At 71.6% G+C, this 21,140-nt stretch carries 17 protein-coding genes and 1 tRNA gene; 10 read left to right on the top strand and 8 right to left on the bottom strand.

All coding sequences use genetic code 11. From position 1 onward, the window contains the following. Positions 1 to 39: 39 nt before the first annotated feature. The 3 genes from JEQ17_RS36940 to JEQ17_RS36950 all read right to left on the bottom strand — a co-directional run bounded on the left by JEQ17_RS36940 (position 40) and on the right by JEQ17_RS36950 (position 5,747). On the bottom strand, positions 40 to 1,494 hold the full coding sequence (locus tag JEQ17_RS36940) for a M1 family metallopeptidase (protein ID WP_200399311.1): 1,455 nt from the start codon (positions 1,492 to 1,494) through the stop codon (positions 40 to 42). Beyond that, positions 1,482 to 5,357 (bottom strand): Pls/PosA family non-ribosomal peptide synthetase, encoded by a 3,876-nt coding sequence (locus JEQ17_RS36945; protein WP_200399312.1) that lies wholly within the window; start codon positions 5,355 to 5,357, stop codon positions 1,482 to 1,484. The genes JEQ17_RS36940 and JEQ17_RS36945 overlap by 13 nt, the downstream gene beginning before the upstream one ends. Positions 5,358 to 5,662: 305 nt before the next feature. After that, positions 5,663 to 5,747 (bottom strand) — tRNA-Leu (locus JEQ17_RS36950). A 145-nt stretch (positions 5,748 to 5,892) separates the two neighbouring features. Here JEQ17_RS36950 and JEQ17_RS36955 point away from each other — a divergent pair. From JEQ17_RS36955 to JEQ17_RS36965, 3 genes are all read left to right on the top strand, one after another. Further along, complete coding sequence (locus JEQ17_RS36955) at positions 5,893 to 7,272, top strand: M20/M25/M40 family metallo-hydrolase (protein WP_407700113.1); 1,380 nt, start codon at positions 5,893 to 5,895, stop codon at positions 7,270 to 7,272. Positions 7,273 to 7,453: 181 nt separating this feature from the next. After that, positions 7,454 to 7,687 carry a chaplin ChpH gene (gene chpH / locus JEQ17_RS36960; RefSeq protein ID WP_055613317.1) on the top strand — a complete coding sequence of 78 codons (234 nt, stop codon included), beginning with the start codon at positions 7,454 to 7,456 and terminating at the stop codon, positions 7,685 to 7,687. A gap of 208 nt (positions 7,688 to 7,895) precedes the next feature. Continuing rightward, complete coding sequence (locus tag JEQ17_RS36965) at positions 7,896 to 8,705, top strand: chaplin (RefSeq protein ID WP_200399314.1); 810 nt, start codon at positions 7,896 to 7,898, stop codon at positions 8,703 to 8,705. A gap of 132 nt (positions 8,706 to 8,837) precedes the next feature. Here the strand turns inward: JEQ17_RS36965 and JEQ17_RS36970 are convergent, their stop codons facing one another. Next, positions 8,838 to 9,026 (bottom strand): DUF5703 family protein, encoded by a 189-nt coding sequence (locus JEQ17_RS36970; protein ID WP_030778823.1) that lies wholly within the window; start codon positions 9,024 to 9,026, stop codon positions 8,838 to 8,840. 47 nt (positions 9,027 to 9,073) lie between these two features. On the opposite strand from JEQ17_RS36970, the gene JEQ17_RS36975 reads away from it, so the two are divergent. Next, the gene (locus JEQ17_RS36975) at positions 9,074 to 9,778 is read left to right on the top strand and encodes a hypothetical protein (protein ID WP_200399315.1); all 705 of its coding nucleotides are present in this window, start codon (positions 9,074 to 9,076) and stop codon (positions 9,776 to 9,778) included. 282 nt (positions 9,779 to 10,060) lie between these two features. Here JEQ17_RS36975 and JEQ17_RS36980 read toward each other — a convergent pair whose 3' ends face one another. Next, positions 10,061 to 12,466 (bottom strand): helix-hairpin-helix domain-containing protein, encoded by a 2,406-nt coding sequence (locus JEQ17_RS36980; RefSeq protein WP_407700114.1) that lies wholly within the window; start codon positions 12,464 to 12,466, stop codon positions 10,061 to 10,063. Continuing rightward, positions 12,463 to 13,446: an aldo/keto reductase gene (locus JEQ17_RS36985; RefSeq protein ID WP_200399316.1), complete on the bottom strand. Its 984-nt coding sequence runs from the start codon at positions 13,444 to 13,446 to the stop codon at positions 12,463 to 12,465. Before JEQ17_RS36985 ends, JEQ17_RS36980 begins: the two co-directional genes overlap by 4 nt. 150 nt (positions 13,447 to 13,596) lie before the next feature. On the opposite strand from JEQ17_RS36985, the gene JEQ17_RS36990 reads away from it, so the two are divergent. Continuing rightward, positions 13,597 to 14,652 (top strand): LLM class F420-dependent oxidoreductase, encoded by a 1,056-nt coding sequence (locus JEQ17_RS36990; protein ID WP_200399317.1) that lies wholly within the window; start codon positions 13,597 to 13,599, stop codon positions 14,650 to 14,652. A gap of 245 nt (positions 14,653 to 14,897) precedes the next feature. Beyond that, entirely contained in the window at positions 14,898 to 15,686 is a 789-nt protein-coding gene (locus JEQ17_RS36995) for a ferritin-like domain-containing protein (RefSeq protein WP_200399318.1), read from the top strand. Positions 15,687 to 15,750: 64 nt separating this feature from the next. Here the strand turns inward: JEQ17_RS36995 and corA are convergent, their stop codons facing one another. Continuing rightward, positions 15,751 to 16,749, bottom strand: a complete 999-nt coding sequence (gene corA, locus JEQ17_RS37000; RefSeq protein ID WP_200399319.1) for a magnesium/cobalt transporter CorA — start codon at positions 16,747 to 16,749, stop codon at positions 15,751 to 15,753. A 62-nt stretch (positions 16,750 to 16,811) separates the two neighbouring features. Between corA and JEQ17_RS37005 the strand changes: the two genes are divergently transcribed. The 4 genes from JEQ17_RS37005 (at position 16,812) to mshC (ending at position 20,301) form a co-directional block, all read left to right on the top strand. Further along, positions 16,812 to 17,498 carry a histidine phosphatase family protein gene (locus tag JEQ17_RS37005; RefSeq protein ID WP_200399320.1) on the top strand — a complete coding sequence of 229 codons (687 nt, stop codon included), beginning with the start codon at positions 16,812 to 16,814 and terminating at the stop codon, positions 17,496 to 17,498. A gap of 103 nt (positions 17,499 to 17,601) precedes the next feature. After that, positions 17,602 to 18,192, top strand: a complete 591-nt coding sequence (locus JEQ17_RS37010) for a DUF3090 domain-containing protein (RefSeq protein ID WP_055613325.1) — start codon at positions 17,602 to 17,604, stop codon at positions 18,190 to 18,192. Next, positions 18,156 to 18,971 (top strand): SCO1664 family protein, encoded by an 816-nt coding sequence (locus tag JEQ17_RS37015; protein ID WP_200399321.1) that lies wholly within the window; start codon positions 18,156 to 18,158, stop codon positions 18,969 to 18,971. Before JEQ17_RS37010 ends, JEQ17_RS37015 begins: the two co-directional genes overlap by 37 nt. Before the next feature lie 100 nt (positions 18,972 to 19,071). Then, positions 19,072 to 20,301 (top strand): cysteine--1-D-myo-inosityl 2-amino-2-deoxy-alpha-D-glucopyranoside ligase, encoded by a 1,230-nt coding sequence (mshC, locus tag JEQ17_RS37020; protein WP_200399322.1) that lies wholly within the window; start codon positions 19,072 to 19,074, stop codon positions 20,299 to 20,301. Between the two features lie 97 nt (positions 20,302 to 20,398). Here mshC and JEQ17_RS37025 read toward each other — a convergent pair whose 3' ends face one another. Then, positions 20,399 to 21,058 (bottom strand): hypothetical protein, encoded by a 660-nt coding sequence (locus JEQ17_RS37025; RefSeq protein WP_200399323.1) that lies wholly within the window; start codon positions 21,056 to 21,058, stop codon positions 20,399 to 20,401. Positions 21,059 to 21,140: the final 82 nt, after the last annotated feature.

Consider the following 21,140-nt stretch of genomic DNA (forward strand, 5'->3'; position numbering starts at 1 on the left):
CATCCGACCCGCGGCCGCCGTACGACCCCAGCGGAGTGCTCACGCTCCGCTGGGCGGATACGGCGGCCGAGCCGGAATCACCGCGGACCGCGACGGCAACGCAGGCAACGCCGTCTCATGCAGCCACGACCGGAACAGGTCGTCCAACGGCTCGGTCGCGAACCGAGCCACATGCGTGGTGAAGGCGGCGGTGGTGACCGTGCCACCCCGGTGCACCGACGCCCACCCCCGCAGCATGCGGAAGAACGCGTCGTCGCCCAGCGCACACCGCACCGCGTGCAGCAGCAGCCCGCCGCGCTCGTAGAGCCGGTCGTCGAACATCAGCTTGCGGCCAGGGTCGGACAGCCTCAGGTCCTGCGGCAGCGCGGACAGCTTGCGGTGCGAGAGGCTCGCGAGCGCCTGGGCATTGCGCCCACCGGACCGCTCCGACCACAGCCACTCCGCGTACTTCGCGAACCCCTCGTTCAGCCAGATGTGCCGCCAGTCGGCGATGCTCACACTGTTGCCGAACCACTGGTGGGCCAGCTCGTGCGCCACCAGCCGCTCCGAACTCCGCGCCCCGTCCACGTGGTTGGCGCCGAACAGGGAGAGCCCCTGCGCCTCCACCGGGACGTCCAGCTCCTCCTCGGTGACGACCACCGCGTACTCGCCGAACGGGTACGGGCCGAAGAGCTCCTCGAACAGCTGCATCATCGAAGGCTGCCGCGCGAAGTCCCGGGAGAACTCGGTGAGCAGGTGCGCCGGAATGTGCCCGGCCTGCGGGACACCGCCGAGACCCGGATCGCCGAGCAGCACGGTCTGGTACTTCCCGACGGACAGCCCGACCAGATAGCTGGACGTGGGCGCCGACTGCTCGTACACCCAGGTCGTGGTGGACGCCTTGGTCGTACGGGTCAGCAGCCGGCCGCCCGCGACCACCGAGTACGCCGAGGGCGTGGTGATCGAGATCTGGTACGAGGCCTTGTCGGCCGGGCGGTCGTTGCAGGGGTACCAGGACGGCGCCCCGACCGGCTGGCTGGCCACCAGCGCCCCGTCCTCCAGCTCCTCCCAGCCGAGCCCGCCCCAGGGGCTGCGCACCGGCTTGGGGTTGCCCGACCAGTGGACCTCCACGGTGAACGCGGCGCCGGCCCGAATCGGCTTCGGCGGGCGGATCCGCAGCCTGCCGCCGCGGTGCGTGTAGTGCGTCGCCCGCCCGTCGACCCTGACCCGGCCGATCCTGAAGTCGGCCAGGTTCAGCTGGAATTCGGCGACCGGCGACCGCCCCGCTATGGCGTTCAGGCGTGCGGTGCCGGACAGCCGGTTGGGTCCCGGACGGTAGTCCAGGGCGAGTTCGTACCGATGGACCCGGTAACGGGGATCACCGTTCGCCGGGAAGTACGGATCCGCTCCCACTGTCTGCTGAACCACTGAAGTGTCTGCTCCCTGCGCTGTGCTCGTACGGCGTGCCGGTGTTCCCTCCCCGGGCGCCGTACGGGCCGCGCCTAGGGACGCCATGCCTCGATCGGGTTGCCCAGCCAACGGGTGTCGTCGGGAACGGATTCCGCCGCCATGACGAGGGACGCGGGTCCCAGTGTGCTGCGCGCCCCGACGGTGCTGCCGGGCAGAACGATTCCGCCCGGGCCCAGCGTGGCGCCCTCACGGAGGACCACAGTATCCGTCCGCAAGATCCGGTCGTGGAAGAGGTGGGTCTGCAGCACACAGCCTCGGTTCACCGTCGCCGCGTCCTCGAGCGTCACCAGATCCGTCTCGGGCAGCCAGTAGCTCTCCACCCAGACGCCCTTGCCGATACGGGCACCGAGGCCGCGGAGCCACAGGTTCATGACGGGAGTACCCGGCACGGACCCGGCCAACCACGGCACGGCGACGACCTCGACGAAGGTGTCGGCCAGCTCGTTGCGCCACACGAAACCGCTCCACAGCGGGTGCTCACCGGTGCGGTGGCGCCCCACGAGCACCCACTTGGCGATCACGGACAGCAGCCCGGCGGCGGCACCGGCGCCCAGCAGCACGATCCCGGCGAGTGCCCAGGCCCAGGCCCCGAGCGCGCTCAGCGCCGCCACCGTCAGCACGGCCAGCGCGGCCGAGCAGAAGACGGGCACGATCCGGCACAGCTCGACCAGACCGCGCGCCCACAGCAGCCGCGCGGGCGGGTCGTACGTACGGCTCTGGTCGCCGCCCTGCGTGGAGCGGGGCAGCTTGACCGGCGGCAGGCCCAGGTAGGAACTGCCCTTCTTGGCCTTCTTCGGCGTCGCGGACAGCACCCCGACCAGGCCGCCGTCCGGCACGGAACGGCCCGGCGCGGTCATCCCGGAGTTCCCGAGGAAGGCGCGGCGCCCGATCTCCGCCCGCCCGATCCGCATCCAGCCGCCGCCGAGCTCGTACGGCGCGGTCAGTGTGTCGTCGGCCAGGAACGCGCCCTCGCCGACCGTCGTCAGACTCGGCAGTGCGAGCACCGTCGACACCTCGGCACCCCGCCCGATCCGCATGCCCAGCAGCCGCAGCCACACCGGCGTGGCCAGCCCGGCGTACAGCGGGAACAGCGTGTCGCGGGAGCGGTCCATCAGCTGCGTGACCGTCCACGCCTGCCAGCCGATCCTGCTGTGCGTCGGATGCGTACCGGGCCGCAGCCCGAGACTGAGCAGCCGTACGTTGACCAGCAGGATCAGCGCGTAGGTGAGACCGAAGGCCAGCGTCGCCGGCACCAGCGCGACCGCGGCACCCCGCAGCGCCTCGCCGAGACCGGCGTCCGGCGAGACGAAGACGCTCGCCACGAGCAGCGCGGCCAGACCCGCGACCAGCGGCAACGCGGAGAGCGCGAAGCCGGTGGCGCCGTACATCACGCGCCAGTACGTACCCCGCTGCGGGCGCTCCTTGGGCCAGTCCCGCTTGGCCTTGCCGAGCTTGGCCGCGGGAGCCCCGGCCCACCGCTGACCGGTCGTGATGTGTCCGGACACGGCCGAACCGGGGGCCACCTCGGACCGCTTGCCCACCCGGGCGCCCGGGAAGAGGATGCTGCGGGTGCCGACCACGGCGTGCGCGCCGACCTTGACCGGGCCGATCTCCAGGCGGTCGCCGTCCAGCCAGTGGCCCGACAGGTCCACCTCGGACTCCACGGCGGCACCCCGGCCGAGCTTGAGCATGCCGGTGACCGGCGGCAGCGAGTGCAGATCCACGTCGGACCCGACCTTCGCGCCCAGCGCACGGGCGTACCGCTCCAGCCACGACCCCGTCAGCGAGGTCGCCCCGCTGAACTCGGCGAGCCGCTCGGCCGTCCACAGCCGCAGATGCACGCTTCCGCCCCGCGGATACCGCCCGGGCTTCAGACCGCGCAGCAGCAGCCGCGCACCGCCGGCCGCGATCGCGAGCCGCCCCGGCGGGCTGAAGAGCAGCCCGGCCCCCGCCGCGACGACCCACCACGAGGCGGTCGGCACCCACGGATACGGACCGAACCAGTGCAGTACGTTGCCCAGCGCGGCCAGCGCCACGGTCCAGCGCAGCCCGAGCAGGGTGAACAGCGGGACGAGCACCAGCAGTTGAACGACCTTGGCGCGCAGGGGCACCGGCGGGATCTCGCGGGTGGCCCCGTCACCCTGAACGGACTTCTCCAGATGCCGGGCCAGCTTGCGCAGCACGGGCTGCTGGTAGATGTCGACGACGGCGGCGCTGGGGTAGCGGGTGCGCAGCCGGGTGGTGAGCTGGGCGGCGGCGAGACTGCTGCCGCCGATCGCGAAGAAGTCGTCCCGCGCCGAACCGACGGGGATGCCGAGCACCTCGCTCCACTGCTCGGCGAGCCATGCCTCGGTGCCGTACAGCTGCTCGGCGGGTCCGCCGGTCTCCAGGCCCTCCAGGGGCCACGGGAGGGCGTTCCGGTCGACCTTGCCCGAGGTGCGGGTCGGCAGGTCGGCGACCGGCGCGAGCAGCGGGACCAGGGCGGCGGGCAACTCGGCGCGCAGCTTCTCGACGGCCGTCGAGTGGTCCCAGCCCTCCTGGGTGACCACATAGCCGACGAGCAGCTGGTTGCCGCTGCGGGCGGTACGGACCGCGGCCGCGGCACCCGCTACCCCGGGCAGCGCCTGGAGAGCGGCGTCGACCTCGCCGAGTTCGATGCGGCGCCCGCCGAGTTTGATCTGCTCGTCGGCCCGCCCGAGGAAGACCAGCCCCTCCGGCTCGGCCTTGACCAGGTCACCGCTGCGGTAGGCGCGCTCCCAGCCGAGCGACTCCAGCGGGGCGTACTTCTCGGCGTCCTTCTCGGGGTCGAGATAGCGGGCCAGGCCCACTCCGCCGATCACGAGCTGACCGCTGCCGCCCATGGGCACCGGCTCGCCGGACTCGTCGACGACGGCCAGCTCCCAGCCGTTGAGCGGCAGCCCGATACGGATCGGCTCCTCGCCGGTCATCAGGGACGCGCAGGCGACGACGGTGGCCTCGGTCGGCCCGTAGGTGTTCCAGACCTCGCGGCCCTCGGTGACCAGCCGCTGCACCAGCTCGGGCGGGCAGGCCTCACCGCCGAAGATCAGCAGCCGGACCTCGTTGAGAGCCTCCGGCTCCCACAGGGAGGCCAGCGTCGGCACGGTGGAGACGACGGTGATCTCCTGCTCGACCAGCCAGGACCCCAGATCGGCGCCGCTGCGCACCTGGGAGCGCGGCACGGGCACCAGACAGGCCCCGTACCGCCAGGCCAGCCACATCTCCTCGCAGGACGCGTCGAAGGCGACGGAGAGACCCGCCATGACCCTGTCACCCGGGCCGATCGGGTCGTCGGTCAGGAACAGCTCTGCCTCGGCGTCCACGAAGGCGGCGGCGCTGCGGTGGCTGACGGCCACGCCCTTGGGCCTGCCGGTCGAACCTGAGGTGAAGATGATCCAGGCGTCGTGCTCGACACCGGGCCGCGTGGCCGGCGTCTCGCTGCGTCCGTTGACGGTCAGCTCGTGCCCGGCGCCGACGACGGCCCGCACCCCGGCCTCGCCGAAGACCAGCTCGGCCCGCTCGTCCGGGTCCTCGGCGTCCACCGGCACATAGGCGGCGCCCGCCGCGAGGACGGCCAGGATCGCCACGTACAGCTCGTTGGTCCCCGACGGGACCCGGACGCCCACGCGGTCCCCGAGGCCCACCCCGGCGGCGCTCAGCCGCCGCCTCAGGGCCTCGACCTCGACGGCCAGGGCGCGGTAGCTGAGGCAGCGATGACCGTCGTCCAGCGCGGGCTCGTCGGGGTGGGCCCGTACGGACGCGTCGAGGATGTCGACGAGGGTGCGGGGCGAGGCGGCGGAAGCGGCGGTGAAGCGCGCCGGGTCGCCGAACTCCGCGCGCACCTCTTCGTCGAACAGCGCGAGTGCGGGTCCTTGCTCGAGGGCTGCCATCGGGTCCTCACGTGTCGTTCCCGGACGTCCGGGGGAGCCGGCGGGCCCGCAGGTATGCCTGGGGATGTTCCGGTCAGCTCCGAACAAGCGTGTAATTTTAGTACGACGCTAGCTCCGGACCTGCGGCTCAGCCATGCGAGGAGGCCCCGGGAGGGGCTGAAGGGCCTCTGTTCCAACGCTCTGACGTGGGGGTATGTCATCCTGACGAGATCTGCCCCACACATGGCCGTAACACCGCTGAGCCAGGGGTCGTAGACAATGAGTGAGGGCCGCGACCAGTGGTCGCGGCCCTCACTCGTGCGATGTGTCCGAGGGGGGACTTGAACCCCCACGCCCGATAAAGGGCACTAGCACCTCAAGCTAGCGCGTCTGCCATTCCGCCACCCGGACAAGGTGTCTGTCGCGCGGGTTTCCCTCGCGGCGACGGAGGAAACATTACCAGGCTTTCGAGGGCCCCCGATCACGGGCCGGCGGGCGTGAACGACGTGTGACGGGCCTGGTCCGCCCTTGGGGTGGGCAGGGTCGGAGAGAGAGGATGGAGGCACCGCCGACGGGAACACCGCCGGCAGGCAGCGTGGGAGGAAGCAGCGTGAGTGAGCCGGACAGGACCAGGAGCGTCACGGGTGAGGACGAGGTCGTCGACCTCTGCCGCGAGCTGATCCAGATCGACACCAGCAACTACGGCGACCACTCGGGCCCGGGTGAACGCAAGGCCGCCGAGTACGTCGCGGAGAAGCTCGCCGAGGTGGGACTCGAACCGCAGATCTTCGAGTCCCACCAGGGCCGCGCCTCCACGGTGGTCAGGATCGAGGGGGAGGACCGCTCCCGGCCCGGGCTGCTCATCCACGGCCACACCGACGTCGTACCGGCCAACGCCCAGGACTGGACGCACCACCCGTTCTCCGGCGAGATCGCCGACGGCTGCGTGTGGGGCCGTGGCGCGGTCGACATGAAGGACATGGACGCGATGACCCTCGCGGTCGTACGCGACCGGGTGCGCAGCGGCCGCAAACCGCCCCGGGACCTCGTGCTGGCCTTCCTGGCGGACGAGGAGGCGGGCGGCAAGTTCGGCGCCAAGCACCTCGTCACCAAGCACCCGGACCTCTTCGAGGGCGTGACGGAGGCGATCGGCGAGGTCGGCGGGTTCTCCTTCACGGTCAACGAGAAGCTGCGGCTGTATCTCGTCGAGACCGCCCAGAAGGGCATGCACTGGATGAAGCTGACCGTGGACGGCACCGCCGGACACGGTTCGATGATCCACCGGGACAACGCGATCACCGAACTGTCCGAGGCCGTCGGGCGGCTCGGCCGGCACAAGTTCCCGGTGAGGGTGACGAAGACGCTGCGGCACTTCCTCGACGAACTCGGCGACGCGCTGGGCACCGAGCTCGACCCGGAGAACATGGACGCGACGCTCGCCAAGCTCGGCGGTATCGCCAAGCTCATCGGCGCCTCGCTCCAGAACACCGCCAACCCGACCCAGCTGGGCGCCGGCTACAAGGTGAACGTGATCCCCGGCCAGGCGACCGCCCACGTCGACGCCCGCTACCTGCCGGGCTACGAGGAGGAGTTCCTCGCCGACCTGGACCGGATCCTCGGCCCGAACGTGAAGCGCGAGGACGTGCACGCCGACAAGGCGCTGGAGACCACCTTCGACGGGGCCCTCGTGGACGCCATGCAGACCGCGCTGTCCGCCGAGGACCCGATCGCCCGGGCCGTCCCGTACATGCTCTCCGCCGGCACCGACGCCAAGTCCTTCGACGATCTCGGCATCCGCTGCTTCGGCTTCGCCCCGCTGAAGCTGCCGCCGGAGCTGGACTTCGCCGGCATGTTCCACGGTGTCGACGAGCGGGTCCCGGTCGACGCCCTCAAGTTCGGAGTGCGGGTCCTGGACCGCTTCATCGAGGCGTCCTGAACCCCCGCTTCCTCGAAGCGTCCTGAATTAACCCGCTGAAACGACACTCCAATAATCGCCAGCGCGTACGGGGCCGACTGAGAAGAGTGAATGCGCTCATAGGCTCGTAGCCCTATTACTCCCTCCTCGTTACAGGTGATGCGATCCGCGGCTGGGATCGCATTGCCAACAAGGAGGAATAATGATCAAGAAGATCGTCGCCGCTGCTGCTGCCACTGGTGGCATCGTTCTCGCCGGTGCGGGTATCGCGGCTGCCGACTCCGGTGCTCAGGGTGCTGCCGTGCACTCTCCCGGTGTGCTCTCGGGCAACGTCATCCAGGCGCCCATCCACGTGCCGGTGAACGTCTGCGGCAACACGGTCTCCGTGATCGGGCTGCTGAACCCTGCCTTCGGCAACACCTGCACCAACGTCTGACGTTGTGCCCACCTCATGAGGGCCTGCACCCCATGAAGGCCTGAAAACCCATGAGGGTCTTAAGTCCGCGGCCCCGGAGCGCACGCCATGCGCTCCGGGGCCGCCGACATTCCGTGTTCGGCATTCCGAATTCCGCGCTCGCGCATCCCGGCGCGTGCGCGTTCCTGAAGCCGCAGGGCTCACAAGGATCACAAGGCAGGGAAAAGCTATGCGACAGGTCACCCGCAAAGGCCTGATGACGGTGGCGGCCGCGACCGGCGTTCTCGCCGCCACCGGCGGTTACGCGCAGGCCGACTCGGGGGCGCACGGCAGCGCCTCGGACTCCCCGGGCGTGCTCTCGGGCAACTCGGTGCAGGCGCCGGTGCACGCGCCGGTCAACGTCTGCGGCAACACCGTGAACGTGGTCGGGGTGCTCAACCCGGCGGTGGGCAACAAGTGCGCCAACAAGGGCGGCGGCTCCGGGCACCACCACTCCGGCGGCGGATCGCACGCCGGGGGGCACACGAGCAACTCACCCGGCGTGGGCTCGGGCAACCACGTCCAGGTTCCGGTGGACGTGCCGGTCAACGTCTGCGGCAACAGCGTCTCCGTCGGCGGTGTCGGCAACGCGGCCACGGGCAACGACTGCTCGAACACCGGCGGCGGGCACGGGTCGACGCCGCCCGGCTACGGGGAGCCCAACCCGCCGGGCAAGCCCGGTCAGCCGGGGGACCCCGGGGACCCGGGTCAGCCGGGGCAGCCCGGGGACCCGGGCAACCCTGGTGACCCGGGCCGGCCCGGTGGACCCGACGGTTCCAACGGCTCCGACGGTCCTGGTGGACCGGGCCGGAACGGTGGCGTGGATCTTGGCGCGTGGAACCCGAACTACCCGGGCGCCCAGGCCGTCTCGCAGCCCAAGGGTTCCGAGCAGCTGGCGCAGACCGGCAGTGAGCTGCCGCTCGGTCTCGCGCTGCCGGTGGGCGCGGGTGCGCTGCTGACGGGAGCCGTGCTCTACCGCAAGGCACGCGCCTCCGCGTGACACGAGGCCATGACACGGCAAACGGTGTCATGGCACCACAAAAGCCCCCAGGGGCAGGTGGACACGCCCCCGCGGGGGTCGACGGAGCGGGCCCCGCACGCGCGGGGCCCGCTCCGTTTCAGCCGTCCCTCGTCACCACGTGGCTCGCACCTGGCGGATGATCCGTCGGCGCAACCGCACCCTGCGGCTGCCGTCCGGGTGGAGGCTGAGGCGGTCCAACTCCCAGTGTCCGTACTCGGCATGGTCCGTCAGCAGTCGTGTCGCTTCCTTGCGGGTGACCCCGCGCGGCACGTACACGTCGACAAATTCGTATTCCGGCATCGCATCTATTGTGCGTGCGGAGGCCGTGTACGGATAGCGTCTGCACTATGTCTGATGCTGCGCAGCCCACCGCTGCCGAGGTACGCGCCGCCGCCGAGGCGGTCAAGGCCGCGCTCGACCGTCACCTGGCGGCGGTCGAGCGCAGGTCGGGTGAGGACGACCCGGCCGTCTACGAGGCGTTCAACGAGCTGGCCGCGGCCGCCGAGGAGTACGACGAGCTCCTCTACGACCGCTATGACGAGGTCACTCCCTTCGAGATCCCCGGCACCGAGGACGCGCTGCCGTACACCGGGCCGGAGGAGCCCAACGCGCTGAGCGTGCTGATCCGCCGGGACTACACGGTGGTGGAGCCGCAGCGGCTGCTGGCGCAGGCGCAGCGGGTGGAGGCCGTGGAGGAGTCCGGGGCCGCGGCCGCGGGCTTCGACGCCGCTTCGGGGACCGTGCACGGTGCTCTGGGCGTCCTCTTCGGCGAGTTCGAGCCCGACGAGATCGCCTCGCGGCACAAGGAGTTCGGTCTGGAGGAGGCCGACTCCACGCTGTGGGTCACCGCCGCGGACGAACCCGCCGAGCCGGGCGAGTGGCTGGAGGCGCCGTTCGACCACGCCGATCCGCATCAGGTGGTGTGCCGCTTCGACGTCAGCGCCGTCTTCGACGAGGAGACCGGGGCCGACCTCGACGACGACATCGAGGACGCCGTCGAGCCGGAGCTCGACGAGGACGAGGACTTGGAGCCACTCGACGCGGACCGCTGAGGCCCCGCCGGTTCTTACGGTGGCGGTCACCGGGCGAGGAGCCCGGTGACCGCCACCGGTGCGTCTGGGGCCCGGAGGCCGGGTCCGAGGCGGGCGCCCCGGACCCGTGGGCCCGGGGCGGGCGTCAGCCGATGGCTGGGCCCTGGGTCCTGAGCAGGGCAAGACAGCCGGTGGTACGCGGCTTGGTGGTGACCTCGGCCACCGCGCGGTGGCCGGGCCCGTTGGCCGGGTTCGAAGCTGGGGCCCCGGACCCCGGCCCCCCGGGGCCGGGGGCGGAGGGCGTCAGCCGGTGGCCGGGACCTGGGTTCTGAGCAGGGTCGGCAGTCGGGTCGTACGCGGCTTTGCGGCGGCCTCGGACACCGCGCGCGGCAGGGCCTGGTCCACGCCGTGGACCACGGAGAGGTGCTGTTCGGCGCGGCCGAAGGCGGTGTAGATCCAGGGGCGCGTGAGCGCCTGGGCGGCGTCCCCCGGCAGGACCACGACCGCGGCGGGCCAGCGGGCGCCGACCGCCTGGTGCGCGGTGAGCGCCCAGCCGTGTCGCACGGCCTGCTCGACCCGCTCCTTCGGTACGACGACGGGAGCGCCCGCGCATTCCAGGTGCAGCCCGTCGGCGTCGGCCTTCACCACATGGCCCGGGACCGTGCGGCCCGGCGCGGGGGAGTACGCGATCCGGTCACCCGGGTCGAAGCCGCCGAAGCGGCCGGGGCCGGGGTTGAGCCGCTCCTTCAGCGCGATGTTGAGCGCGCGGGTGCCCGCCGCACCGCCGTGGCCCGGGGTGATCACCTGGGTCTGCTCGGCCGGGATGCCGATGGCCCGCGGCACCGAGTCCGCGATCAGCTGCACGGTCCGGTGGACCGCCTCTCCGGCGTCGCGCACCGGGACGATCACGACTTCCTTGCCGGGGGCCGCCACCTGGTTCAGCTCGCCGATGCCGATGCCCGAGACCAGTTCGCCGACGGGGCCGGGGTCCGGGGTCCGCGAGGCGACCTGCGGGCACGCGCGCGCGGCGAGCAGATCCGCGAAGACCCGGCCGGGGCCCGCCGACCACAGCACCCCGGGGTCCCCGCTCAGCACCAGCCGGGCCCCGTCGGGCAGCGACTCCGCCAGCATCGCCGCGCTCTCCACGTCGAGCTGCGGCGCGTCGAGCACGATCAGGAGGTCGGTCCGCAGCATGCCGTCCGTGTCCCGCCCTGGGCCCTCGCCCCCGGAGAGCAGACCGGCGACCGTGGTCACGGCCTCGGCGGTCACGGCTTCGTGCGGTTCGGCCCCGCCGGGCGTCCCAGCCGTGCTGCCGGGCGTCCCGGCCGGGCTGTCCTGCCGCTCGTCCGGTGCGGTCGTGCCTCGCGCTCCCTCCGCGGTGGCGAGCAGCGCGCCGAAGCGGCGGCGGCCGTCCGGAGTGTGGGCGGCCGCGCACACCCGCAGGCCGAGGGACCGGGCGACCGCGGCCAGGGCCGCCGGTTCCGCACGGGACGCCTCACCGCCGGTGTGCAGGACGAGACCGTGGCCCGCGACCGCACGGATCAGCTCGGCGGCGGAGCCGGTCGCGGCCGACTCCCAGTCCGCGGCCGAACCGTCCTCCTTGGGCAGTGAGTTGACCACCCGGGCGAGACCGTCGGCGAGGCTCTCCTCGGCGAGCGCGTACCGCTCAAGACCGATGAGGACGCGGACCGGACGCTCCGCCTCGCCCTCTTCGTCCTCGCTCTCGCCCTCGTCCGCGGAGGGCGCGGGAGCCGGCGGTGCGCCGGGCTCGTCCAGCGCGTCCTGGAAGACCAGGACGTCCCCCTCGGCGAGTGCGCTCTGCACGGCGGCATCGGGATCCGGCACCGAGCGCTGGGCGAGCGCCGTGTGGAGCGCCTGGGCCTCCAGGGCCGTGTGCCCGGCGAGGGCCGCCTGCTCCAGGAGCCATACCGTGACCGCCCGGCCCCGCCGCTCGTCGTCGGGACCGCACTCCGCGCCGAGCAGTGCCCGGGCGAACCCGTCGGTCTGCTCGGGCCTGACCCCGGCCACACGCAGCAACTGCCAGGGGTCCTCGCGGAGTTGCGTGTCGGCCCCCTCGCCGAGGACGGCGGCGACCTGCGCCGCCAGCGCCTCCGGGGCGCCGCCCTCGACGAGCACGGCCCGTACGGTGTCGACGGCCTCGGCGGCCACCGGCGCGGGTGCGGCGGAGGGCATGGCCTGCGGCTGCCGCACCGGCTCCGGCGCGGACCTGCGCGGCGCGGGCTCCGGCTCGGTGAAGACGCTCGCCGGGGGCTTCTCCCCGCTCTCCACCGCCCGCACTGCGGCAAGCAGATCGGCGGCCTTTCCGCTCAGGCGTGCCCCGGCCTGGATCGGCCCCTCCTTCTCCGCCTTCCGCCGCTCGATCCGCTCCCGCAACTCCCGCTGCGCGGCCAACTCGGCCTCGGCCTCGGACAACTGGGCCGCGGTGTCGGTGTCGGCGGTGCCGTCGCCGGAACCGCCGTCCGCGGCGGGACCTCCCGCCTCCGACGGCCCGCCTTCACCGCTGCCGGTGTCCGTCGAGTCCGTCGTGTCCGTCGCGGCTGCGGCCGCTTCGTCGCCGGGGTCGGCAGGCGCGCCGCTCCCGTCCGCGGAACCCCTGTCGTCGTCGGCCCCCGGCCCGGCTCCGGGCCCCCCGGGCTCCGGGCCGGTCACCGGCTCGGTTTCCTCCGCGGCAGCGGGATCCGTGGTCACAGCGTGCTCCAGTCGTGATCGGGATAGTGGTGCACGGGCGCTGACACATCGTCGAGCGCTCGGCAGATCTCGTCAGGAAGACTAAGGGTCTCCACTGACAACGCGGCCGTGAGCTGCAGCGCGTTGCGCGCGCCTATGATCGGGGCGGCCACGCCCGGCCGGTCGCGGACCCAGGCGAGGGCCACCTGGAGCGGGGTCACTGCGAGGCCGTCCGCGGCCGTCGCCACCGCGTCCACGATGCGGCTGGCCGCGTCGTCCAGGTACGGCGCGACGAACGGCGCCAGCTGTTCCGACGCGCCCCGCGAGTCCGCGGGTGTGGCGTGCCGGTACTTGGCCGTCAGCACTCCCCGGCCCAGCGGAGAGGACGGCAGCAGACCGATGCCCAGGTCCAGCGCCGCGGGCAGCACCTCGCGCTCGACACCGCGCTGCAGCAGCGAGTACTCCATCTGCGTACTGGCCAGTCGCGTGCGTGTTCCGGGCGCCGCGAGCTGCCAGGTGGCCGCCTTGGCGAGCTGCCAGCCGCAGAAGTTGGAGACCCCGGCATAGCGCGCGCGGCCGCTGCTGACAGCGATGTCGAGAGCCTGGAGGGTCTCCTCCAGCGGCGCCTCGGGGTCGAAGGCGTGGATCTGCCAGAGGTCCACGTAGTCCGTGCCGAGCCGGGCCAGCGAGGCGTCGAGCGCGGACAGCAGATGGCCCCGCGAACCGTCGAAGCGCCGGTCCGGATCGGGCACGCTGCCCGCCTTCGTCGAGATCACCAGATCCCGGCGAGGCACCAGACCCTCCATGAGCTGCCCGAGGAGGTACTCGGCCTCCCCGTCCCCGTACACATCGGCCGTGTCGACGAGGGTCCCGCCCGCCTCCCAGAACCCCTTCAACAGGTCCGCGGCGTCGTGCTCGTCGGTGTCCCTGCCCCAGGTGAGGGTGCCGAGTCCGATGCGGGACACGCGAAGGCCGGTACGGCCGAGATGCCTCTGCTCCATGTGGGCTGAGATTACTGGCCACAAGTCGGTGTGTGGGCCCCTGTGGACAACCAGGATCACATGATCCCCAACCCGGTCCCTGCCGCTGCGCCCACCGGCGCGCTAGGGTGCCGCACAAGGGACGTTACTGATCAGTAAGGGGAATCGGCCATGCAGCTCGGGATCAACCTCGGCTACTGGGGTGCCGGAATGGACGCGGACAACCTCGCCGTGGCCAAGGAGGCCGACCGGCTGGGCTACGCGGTCTGCTGGGCCGCCGAGGCGTACGGATCGGACGCGGCCACCGTGCTCACCTGGGTCGCCGCCCAGACCGAGCGCATCGACGTCGGCTCGGCCATCTTCCAGATCCCGGCCCGCCAGCCCGCGATGACGGCGATGACCGCCGCCACCCTCGACTCGCTCTCCGGCGGCCGCTTCCGCCTGGGCCTCGGCGTCTCGGGACCGCAGGTCTCGGAGGGCTGGTACGGCGTCAAGTTCGACAAGCCGCTGGCCCGCACCCGCGAGTACGTCGAGATCATCCGCAAGGCGATGACCCGCGAGCGCCTGTCGTACGAGGGCACGCACTGGACCCTCCCGCTGCCGGGCGGCCCCGGCAAGCCGCTGAAGCTGACCGTGCACCCGGAGCGCGAGCACATCCCGCTCTACATCGCCGCGATCGGCCCGAAGAACCTTGAGCAGACCGGCGAGATCGCCGACGGCGCCCTGCTGATCTTCCCGTCCGCCGAGCACCTGGAGGACACCGCGATCAAGCACCTGCGCGCGGGCCGCGAGAAGGCCGGGCTGACCATGGACGGCTTCGACGTCTGCCCGACGCTGCCGCTGGCACTGGGCGAGGACAAGGACGTACCGGCGCTGGCCGACATGTTCCGCCCGTACACCGCGCTCTACGTGGGTGGCATGGGCAGCCGCAAGCAGAACTTCTACAACCAGCTCGCGCAGCGCATGGGCTACGAGAAGGAGGCCGCCGAGATCCAGGACAAGTACCTGGCCGGCGACAAGGAGGGCGCGGCCGCCGCCATTCCGCAGCAGCTCATCGACCAGACCACGCTGCTCGGCTCCGTGGACCGCATCGCGGACCGCATGAAGGCCTACGCGGCCGCCGGGGTCACCACGCTCACGCTGGCCCCCGCGGGCTTCACACTGGACGAGCGGATCGCCTCGCTCCGGGCCGGGACGGACGCCCTGGAGCGGGCCGGACTCGCATAACACCGCCCGCGGCGGGACGGGAGAGGTTCAGCGGCCGTGGTGGGGGCTCGGGGGGTCTTCCCCGCCACGGCCGTCACGGAGAACAACGCGCCAGGGCCCGCTCGGTTACGCGCCTCTCATGCCCCTCGCGTCCACCGTTCGGCGGAATTGTCCGACACAGGTGTTGCCGCACCCCTGGCTGCCCATTTGACTCTTTCTTTGCGGAGTCCCGCATGGAGGCGGGAGCCCGCATGGAGGTGGCACACATGCTTTCGGCCAAGAGTCTTTTCCAGGAGATCGTCGACAACGACGAGTCGTTCCGGCTCTTCTGTTCCATCGCCGCCAGCGGGGAGACCCAGGGAGGCTGGGAGAACGCGCGGATCGCGGCCCTCGTCCCGGAGAGCGAACGCGCCCTCGCACCCAAGATCACCCGGCACGGTGCCGACGAGGACAAGCACGGGCGGATCTTCAACGCGCTGATGAGGAAGCGGGGTGTCACACCCGTCGAGATCCCGCCCGAGACGGACTACACGATGCTCCTGGAGAAGCACGGCATCGGCCTCGCGCACGACAAGCTCAAGCGCGACGAGCCGCTCACCGTGCAGGACATCGTCACCTACCTCTCCCACAGCAGGGTCACCGAGCAGCGCGCCGCGGACCAGATGGTGATGCTGCGCAAGGACTTCGGCGACCACCCGGAGATCGGCAAGGCCGTGCGGATGATCTCCAACGACGAGGACAACCACCTCGCGTACTGCCACGAGGAACTGCTGCGCTTCGCGGCCGCGGGCCACGGCCGGGCCATCCAGCGGACCCTGCGCGAGTGCGCGCTCGCCGAGATCGGCATCTACCGGGACGTCAGCCTCGCCGTGATGGGCCACATGGGGCGCATCCTCGGCTGGTCCAAGCCCAAGGCGGCGCTGCTCGCCGCGGGCATCCATGCCATGTACCTGTACGAGCGGGTCCTCGGCTGGCGGCGCATGGTCTCGCTGACCGTGCCGGAGCGCCGCGACGCCCTGGGCGGCCCGGCGTCGGCGGCACCCGAGTTCGCGTGAGCGTGGCCCACGCGCGCGTGCTGCCTCGTACGCGGCACGCGCGCGTGGAGCTCGTCGGGCGCGGCTACAGCCAGCCGCGCCGCTTGAACAGCCGGAACAGGAGCACCTCGAGCACCGCCATCAGCAGGATGACCGCCGGATAGGCCCACACCCAGTGCAGCTCCGGCATGTGGTCGAAGTTCATGCCGTAGATCCCCGCGATCATCGTGGGGACCGCGGCCATGGCCGCCCACGCGGAGATCTTCCGCATGTCGTCGTTCTGCCGGACGCTCATCTGCGCGAGATGTGCCGACAGGACGTCCGAGACCAGCCGGTCCAGGCCCTCCACGGACTCGTTCACCCGGGTCAGATGGTCACTGACGTCACGGAAGAAGGGCTGCGCCTTGTCGTGGACGAACGGCACCCCCGGACCGGAGACGCCCGAGCCCGCGAGGCGGGACAGCGGCACGGCCAGCGGTCCGGTGGCCCTGCGGAACTCCAGGATCTGCCGCTTGAAGGTGTAGATCCTGGACGCGGTGTGCCGGGAGCCGCCGTCGTTCGGCGAGAACACCTCCGCCTCGACCTCCTCCAGGTCGGTCTGCAGCTCGGTCGCCACCTCCAGATAGTGGTCGACGGTGTCGTCGGCGATGGAGTAGAGCACCGCCGTCGGGCCCAGGCGCATCATGTCCGGGTCCTGCTCAAGACGGCGTCGTACGGCCTTGAGCGGCGAGCCCTCGCCGTGCCGCACGGTCACCACGAAGGAGTCGCCCAGGAAGAGCATGAGCTCCCCGGAGGAGACGGCGTCGCTGTCCGGCTCGTACGTCACCGGCTTGAGCACCACGAACAGGGAGTCGTCGTACACCTCCAGCTTGGGCCGCTGGTGCGCCTTCAGGGCGTCCTCCACCGCCAGCGGATGCAGTCCGAACTCCTCGGTGACGAGATCGAACTCGCGCTCGGTCGGCTCGTACAGCCCGATCCACACGAACGCGTTTCCCGAGGCACGCGCGGCGTCCAGGGCGTCCGAGAGGTCCTCCGGGCCCTCCGTCCGGTGCCCGTCGCGATAGATGGCACAGTCGACGATCACGGAGCGTATTCTCCCGTCGCCGGGGACCCGGCGCACTCGGGCCGCGGCCTAGGCTGGGCCGCATGCCCACCTTGATCCTCGTACGGCACGGACGTTCCACCGCCAACACCGCGGGGCTGCTCGCCGGGTGGACGCCCGGCGTGGCCCTCGACGAGCGAGGGGCCGCACAGGCCGCCGCGCTGCCCGGGCGTCTCGCGGAACTGCCGATCGCCGAGGTCGTCAGCAGCCCCCTGCAACGCTGCCAGGAAACGATTCGGCCGCTCCTCGACGCGCGCCCCGAACTGCGGGTCCACTCCGACGACCGGATCGGGGAGGCCCACTACGGCGACTGGTCCGGGCGCAAGCTCGCCGAGCTGTCGGGCGAGCCGCTGATGGAGGTCGTGCAGAGTCACCCCTCCGCCGCCGCGTTCCCGGGCGGCGAGTCGATGCGCGCCATGCAGACCCGGGCCGCCGAGGCCGTACGGGAATGGAACGCGCGTGTGGAGCGCGATCACGGCGGTGACGCGGTATACCTCATGTGCTCGCACGGCGACATCATCAAGTCTCTTGTCGCGGACGCCCTCGGTCTTCATCTGGACCTCTTCCAACGGATCTCCGTAGAACCGTGTTCCATCACCGCGATCCGTTACACACGACTGCGGCCATTTCTCGTTCGCCTCGGCGACACCGGCGATTTCACGTCGCTCGCGCCGCGCGAGGAACCCCCGGCCGGTGACGCCACGGTCGGGGGCGGTGCGGGCGCACCGTGATCGTCGGCCGCAGTAGGGTGAAGCGGTCGAAGCAGCGCAGCAGTTGTCAGCAGCAGACGCAGTCGACGGCAGAAGCAGTCGATCGATCCAATGGAGACAGGACGTGTCCCGTCAGGTGTTCCTCTACGACCCGCCGGACCGTTTCGTAGCCGGCACGGTCGGGCTGCCAGGGCGCCGTACCTTCTTCCTGCAGGCCTCCTCAGGACCCCGGGTGACCAGTGTGGCCCTGGAGAAGACGCAGGTCGCGGCGCTCGCCGAACGGATGGACGAGCTTCTCGACGAGGTCGTACGCCGTACCGGGGGCAGCGCTCCCGTCCCGGCGATGGCCCCGACGGAGGTCTCCGACACCGCCCCGCTCGAAGCTCCTGTCGAGGAGGAGTTCCGGGTCGGCACCATGGCGCTGGCCTGGGACGGTGACGAGCAGCGCATGATCGTCGAGGCTCAGGCGCTCGTGGAGCTGGACGCCGATTCGGAGGAGGACCTCGCCGAGGCGGAGGAAAGGCTCCTGCAGGACGAGGAGAACGGTCCGCCGATGCTGCGGGTCCGCCTCACCGGTGCCCAGGCCCGTGCCTTCGCCAAGCGCGCCCTCGACGTCGTGAACGCCGGCCGGCCGCCCTGTCCGCTGTGCAGTCTCCCGCTAGACCCGGAAGGACACGTATGTCCGCGCCAGAACGGATACCGCCGCGAAGCGTGACCACGGCCGAGCTGCTCGCCGAGGGCGAGCTTTCCGTGCGCGGACGCATCCGTGAGGCCTCCAACGCGGTGCTGCTGTGCGACGTGACGTACGAGGGACAGAAAGCTTCCTGCGTCTACAAGCCGGTCGCCGGCGAGCGTCCGCTGTGGGACTTCCCCGACGGGAACCTCGCACAGCGTGAGGCCGCCGCCTACGAGGTGTCCGAGGCGACCGGCTGGGGGCTCGTCCCGACCACGATCCTGCGCGACGGGCCGTACGGCGAGGGCATGTGCCAGCTGTGGATCGACCAGGTGTCCGAGGGCGCGGAGCTGCTCGCGCTGGTCGACGGCGAGGAGCCCGGCGAGGGCTGGAAGGCCGTCGGGTTCGCCGAGGTCGGCGAGGGGCGCACCGCGCTGCTCGTGCACGCCGACGACGAGCGGCTGCGCAGGCTGGCCGTCCTCGACGTGGTGATCAACAACGGCGACCGCAAGGGCGGGCATTTGCTGCCCGCGCCCGAGGGCAGGCTGTTCGGGATCGACCACGGGGTCACCTTCAACGCCGAGAACAAGCTGCGGACGCTGCTGTGGGGCTGGGCGGGGGAGAAGCTCACCCCCGAGGCCGTGGAGGTCCTGGAGCGGCTCAGGGGTGCCCTGGACGGGACGCTGGGCGTGCGCCTGGGGGAGCTGATCACCGTGGCCGAACTGGACGCCACGCGCGCGCGTGTGGCCGGCCTGCTCGCCTCCGGACGGCACCCGCAACCCTCGGGGGACTGGCCCGCGATCCCCTGGCCCCCCGTTTAGCCGAGAACGCACACCCCGGCTCCGTACGCAAGAACGCCTTCCCGGCCATCTGGCCTGGTCCGGTTCGTATACGGAACATCCGTCCGGTTAGGCTCAAGACATGCATGCCTGGCCCGCTTCCGACGTCCCTGCCCTGCCCGGCAAGGGCCGCGACCTCCGGATCCACGACACCGCGACCGGTGGTCCTGTGACCCTCGACCCCGGTCCCGTCGCCCGTATCTACGTCTGCGGCATCACTCCGTACGACGCGACCCATCTGGGTCACGCGGCGACCTACAACGCGTTCGACCTCGTTCAGCGCGTGTGGCTCGACACCAAGCGGCAGGTTCACTACGTCCAGAACGTGACGGACGTCGACGATCCACTGCTGGAGCGCGCCGCACGTGACAACGTCGACTGGGTCTCCCTCGCCGAGAAGGAGACCACCCTCTTCCGCGAGGACATGACCGCCCTGCGGATGCTGCCCCCGAAGCACTACATCGGCGCCGTCGAGGCCATACCCGGGATCGTCCCGCTGGTCGAGCGGCTGCGGGACGCGGGTGCGGCGTACGAACTCGAAGGGGACGTCTACTTCTCCGTCGAGTCCGACCCGCACTTCGGCCGGGTGTCCAACCTGGACGCGGCGGCGATGCGGCTGCTGTCCGCCGAGCGCGGCGGCGACCCGGACCGTCCGGGCAAGAAGAACCCCCTCGACCCGATGCTGTGGACGGCCGCCCGCGAGGGCGAGCCGAGCTGGGACGGCGCCTCGCTCGGGCAGGGCAGGCCCGGCTGGCACATCGAGTGCGTCGCGATCGCCCTCGACCACCTGGGCATGGGCTTCGACGTACAGGGTGGCGGCTCCGACCTCGCCTTCCCGCACCACGAGATGGGCGCCTCCCACGCGCAGGCGCTGACCGGCGAGTTCCCGATGGCCAAGGCGTACGTGCACGCCGGCATGGTCGCGCTCGACGGCGAGAAGATGTCCAAGTCCAAGGGCAATCTCGTCTTCGTGTCGGCGCTCCGCCGGGACGGCGTCGACCCGGCGGCCATCCGGCTCGCCCTGCTCTCGCACCACTACCGGGCCGACTGGGAGTGGACCGACCAGGTGCTCCAGGACGCCCTCGCGCGCCTGGAGCGCTGGCGGGCCGCCGTTTCGCGACCCGACGGCCCGTCCGCCGAGGCACTCGTCGAGGAGATCCGCGAGGCCCTCGCGAACGACCTGGACGCGCCGGCCGCGCTCGCGGCCGTCGACCGCTGGGCCGTGCTCCAGGCCGAGAAGGGCGGCACGGACGAGGGCGCCCCCGGCGTCGTCTCCCGTGCCGTGGACGCCCTGTTGGGCGTGGCCCTCTAGCAACGCCGGGCGCCGGACGGGTCGTTGCCCGTCCGGCGCCCTCCGTGCGGTGGGTCGTCCGTCCTGCTGCTCGGTGCTACTTGCCCACGACGACGGCCTACTTGTTCACGATGACGGCCTGGAGCGTGTTGCTCGTGGAGTCGTAGATCCCGATGACCTGCTGGCCGAAGGCGAAGGCCTCCTGGACCTCGTCGTGCGTCACCTGGTTCGGGTTGACCAGCGGACGCCAGCCCTGGTTGATGTACAGGTAGAGGATCGACGGCTGGCCCGGCAGCGGTGTGACGACGTCCCAGAAATGCTCCGCCACACCGCTCGTCAGCGCCGCGGCCTCGACCGCGCTGCGCACGATCAACGGCTGGCCCTGGCCCTGTTCCTGCCCCTGCTGTTGCTGCTGCCCGCCGAGCTGGTGAAGCAGCTGCTGGAACGGCTGCTGCTGGCCGAGCTGCTGGAGCTGCTGCTGCAGGTGCTGCGGAATCTGGTGCTGACCGATGCCCTGCTGGCCGTAGCCCTGCTGACTGATGCCCTGCTGTCCGAAGGGCTGCTGCTGGCCCATGCCCTGTTGCCCGAACGGCTGCTGCATCTGCTGTCCGAACGGCTGCTGTTGCTGCTGCCCGAACGGCATCTGCTGGCCGTAGCCCTGCTGTTGGCCCTGCCCCTGCTGCGGGGGAGCCGTGCTCGGGCCCTGCTGCTGACCTTGCCGGCCCTGGTGCTGGCCTTGGTACTGGCCCTGCTGGCTCATCTGCGGGGTGGTGCTCATGCGGGTGCCACCTTCCCTCAATGGTTGAGCGACGGTTGGTCGTTGAGCGATGGTCGGTCTCGTGCGGGAGGCTGGTCCGGGG

It is taken from the genome of Streptomyces liliifuscus (assembly GCF_016598615.1).
Taxonomy (GTDB): Bacteria; Actinomycetota; Actinomycetes; order Streptomycetales; family Streptomycetaceae; genus Streptomyces; species Streptomyces liliifuscus.

What these genes read in the sequence shown, in the direction of transcription:
- mshC (WP_200399322.1), top strand. Translation starts at nt 19,072, where the DNA reads ATGCATGCCTGGCCCGCTTCCGACGTCCCTGCCCTGCCCGGCAAGGGC.
- JEQ17_RS36965 (WP_200399314.1), top strand. Translation starts at nt 7,896, where the DNA reads ATGCGACAGGTCACCCGCAAAGGCCTGATGACGGTGGCGGCCGCGACC.
- chpH (WP_055613317.1), top strand. Translation starts at nt 7,454, where the DNA reads ATGATCAAGAAGATCGTCGCCGCTGCTGCTGCCACTGGTGGCATCGTT.
- JEQ17_RS36990 (WP_200399317.1), top strand. Translation starts at nt 13,597, where the DNA reads ATGCAGCTCGGGATCAACCTCGGCTACTGGGGTGCCGGAATGGACGCG.
- JEQ17_RS37025 (WP_200399323.1), bottom strand. Translation starts at nt 21,058, where the DNA reads ATGAGCACCACCCCGCAGATGAGCCAGCAGGGCCAGTACCAAGGCCAG.
- JEQ17_RS36955 (WP_407700113.1), top strand. Translation starts at nt 5,893, where the DNA reads ATGGAGGCACCGCCGACGGGAACACCGCCGGCAGGCAGCGTGGGAGGA.
- JEQ17_RS37015 (WP_200399321.1), top strand. Translation starts at nt 18,156, where the DNA reads ATGTCCGCGCCAGAACGGATACCGCCGCGAAGCGTGACCACGGCCGAG.
- JEQ17_RS37005 (WP_200399320.1), top strand. Translation starts at nt 16,812, where the DNA reads ATGCCCACCTTGATCCTCGTACGGCACGGACGTTCCACCGCCAACACC.
- JEQ17_RS36940 (WP_200399311.1), bottom strand. Translation starts at nt 1,494, where the DNA reads ATGGCGTCCCTAGGCGCGGCCCGTACGGCGCCCGGGGAGGGAACACCG.
- JEQ17_RS36985 (WP_200399316.1), bottom strand. Translation starts at nt 13,446, where the DNA reads ATGGAGCAGAGGCATCTCGGCCGTACCGGCCTTCGCGTGTCCCGCATC.
- JEQ17_RS36995 (WP_200399318.1), top strand. Translation starts at nt 14,898, where the DNA reads ATGCTTTCGGCCAAGAGTCTTTTCCAGGAGATCGTCGACAACGACGAG.
- JEQ17_RS36975 (WP_200399315.1), top strand. Translation starts at nt 9,074, where the DNA reads ATGTCTGATGCTGCGCAGCCCACCGCTGCCGAGGTACGCGCCGCCGCC.
- JEQ17_RS36945 (WP_200399312.1), bottom strand. Translation starts at nt 5,357, where the DNA reads ATGGCAGCCCTCGAGCAAGGACCCGCACTCGCGCTGTTCGACGAAGAG.
- JEQ17_RS36970 (WP_030778823.1), bottom strand. Translation starts at nt 9,026, where the DNA reads ATGCCGGAATACGAATTTGTCGACGTGTACGTGCCGCGCGGGGTCACC.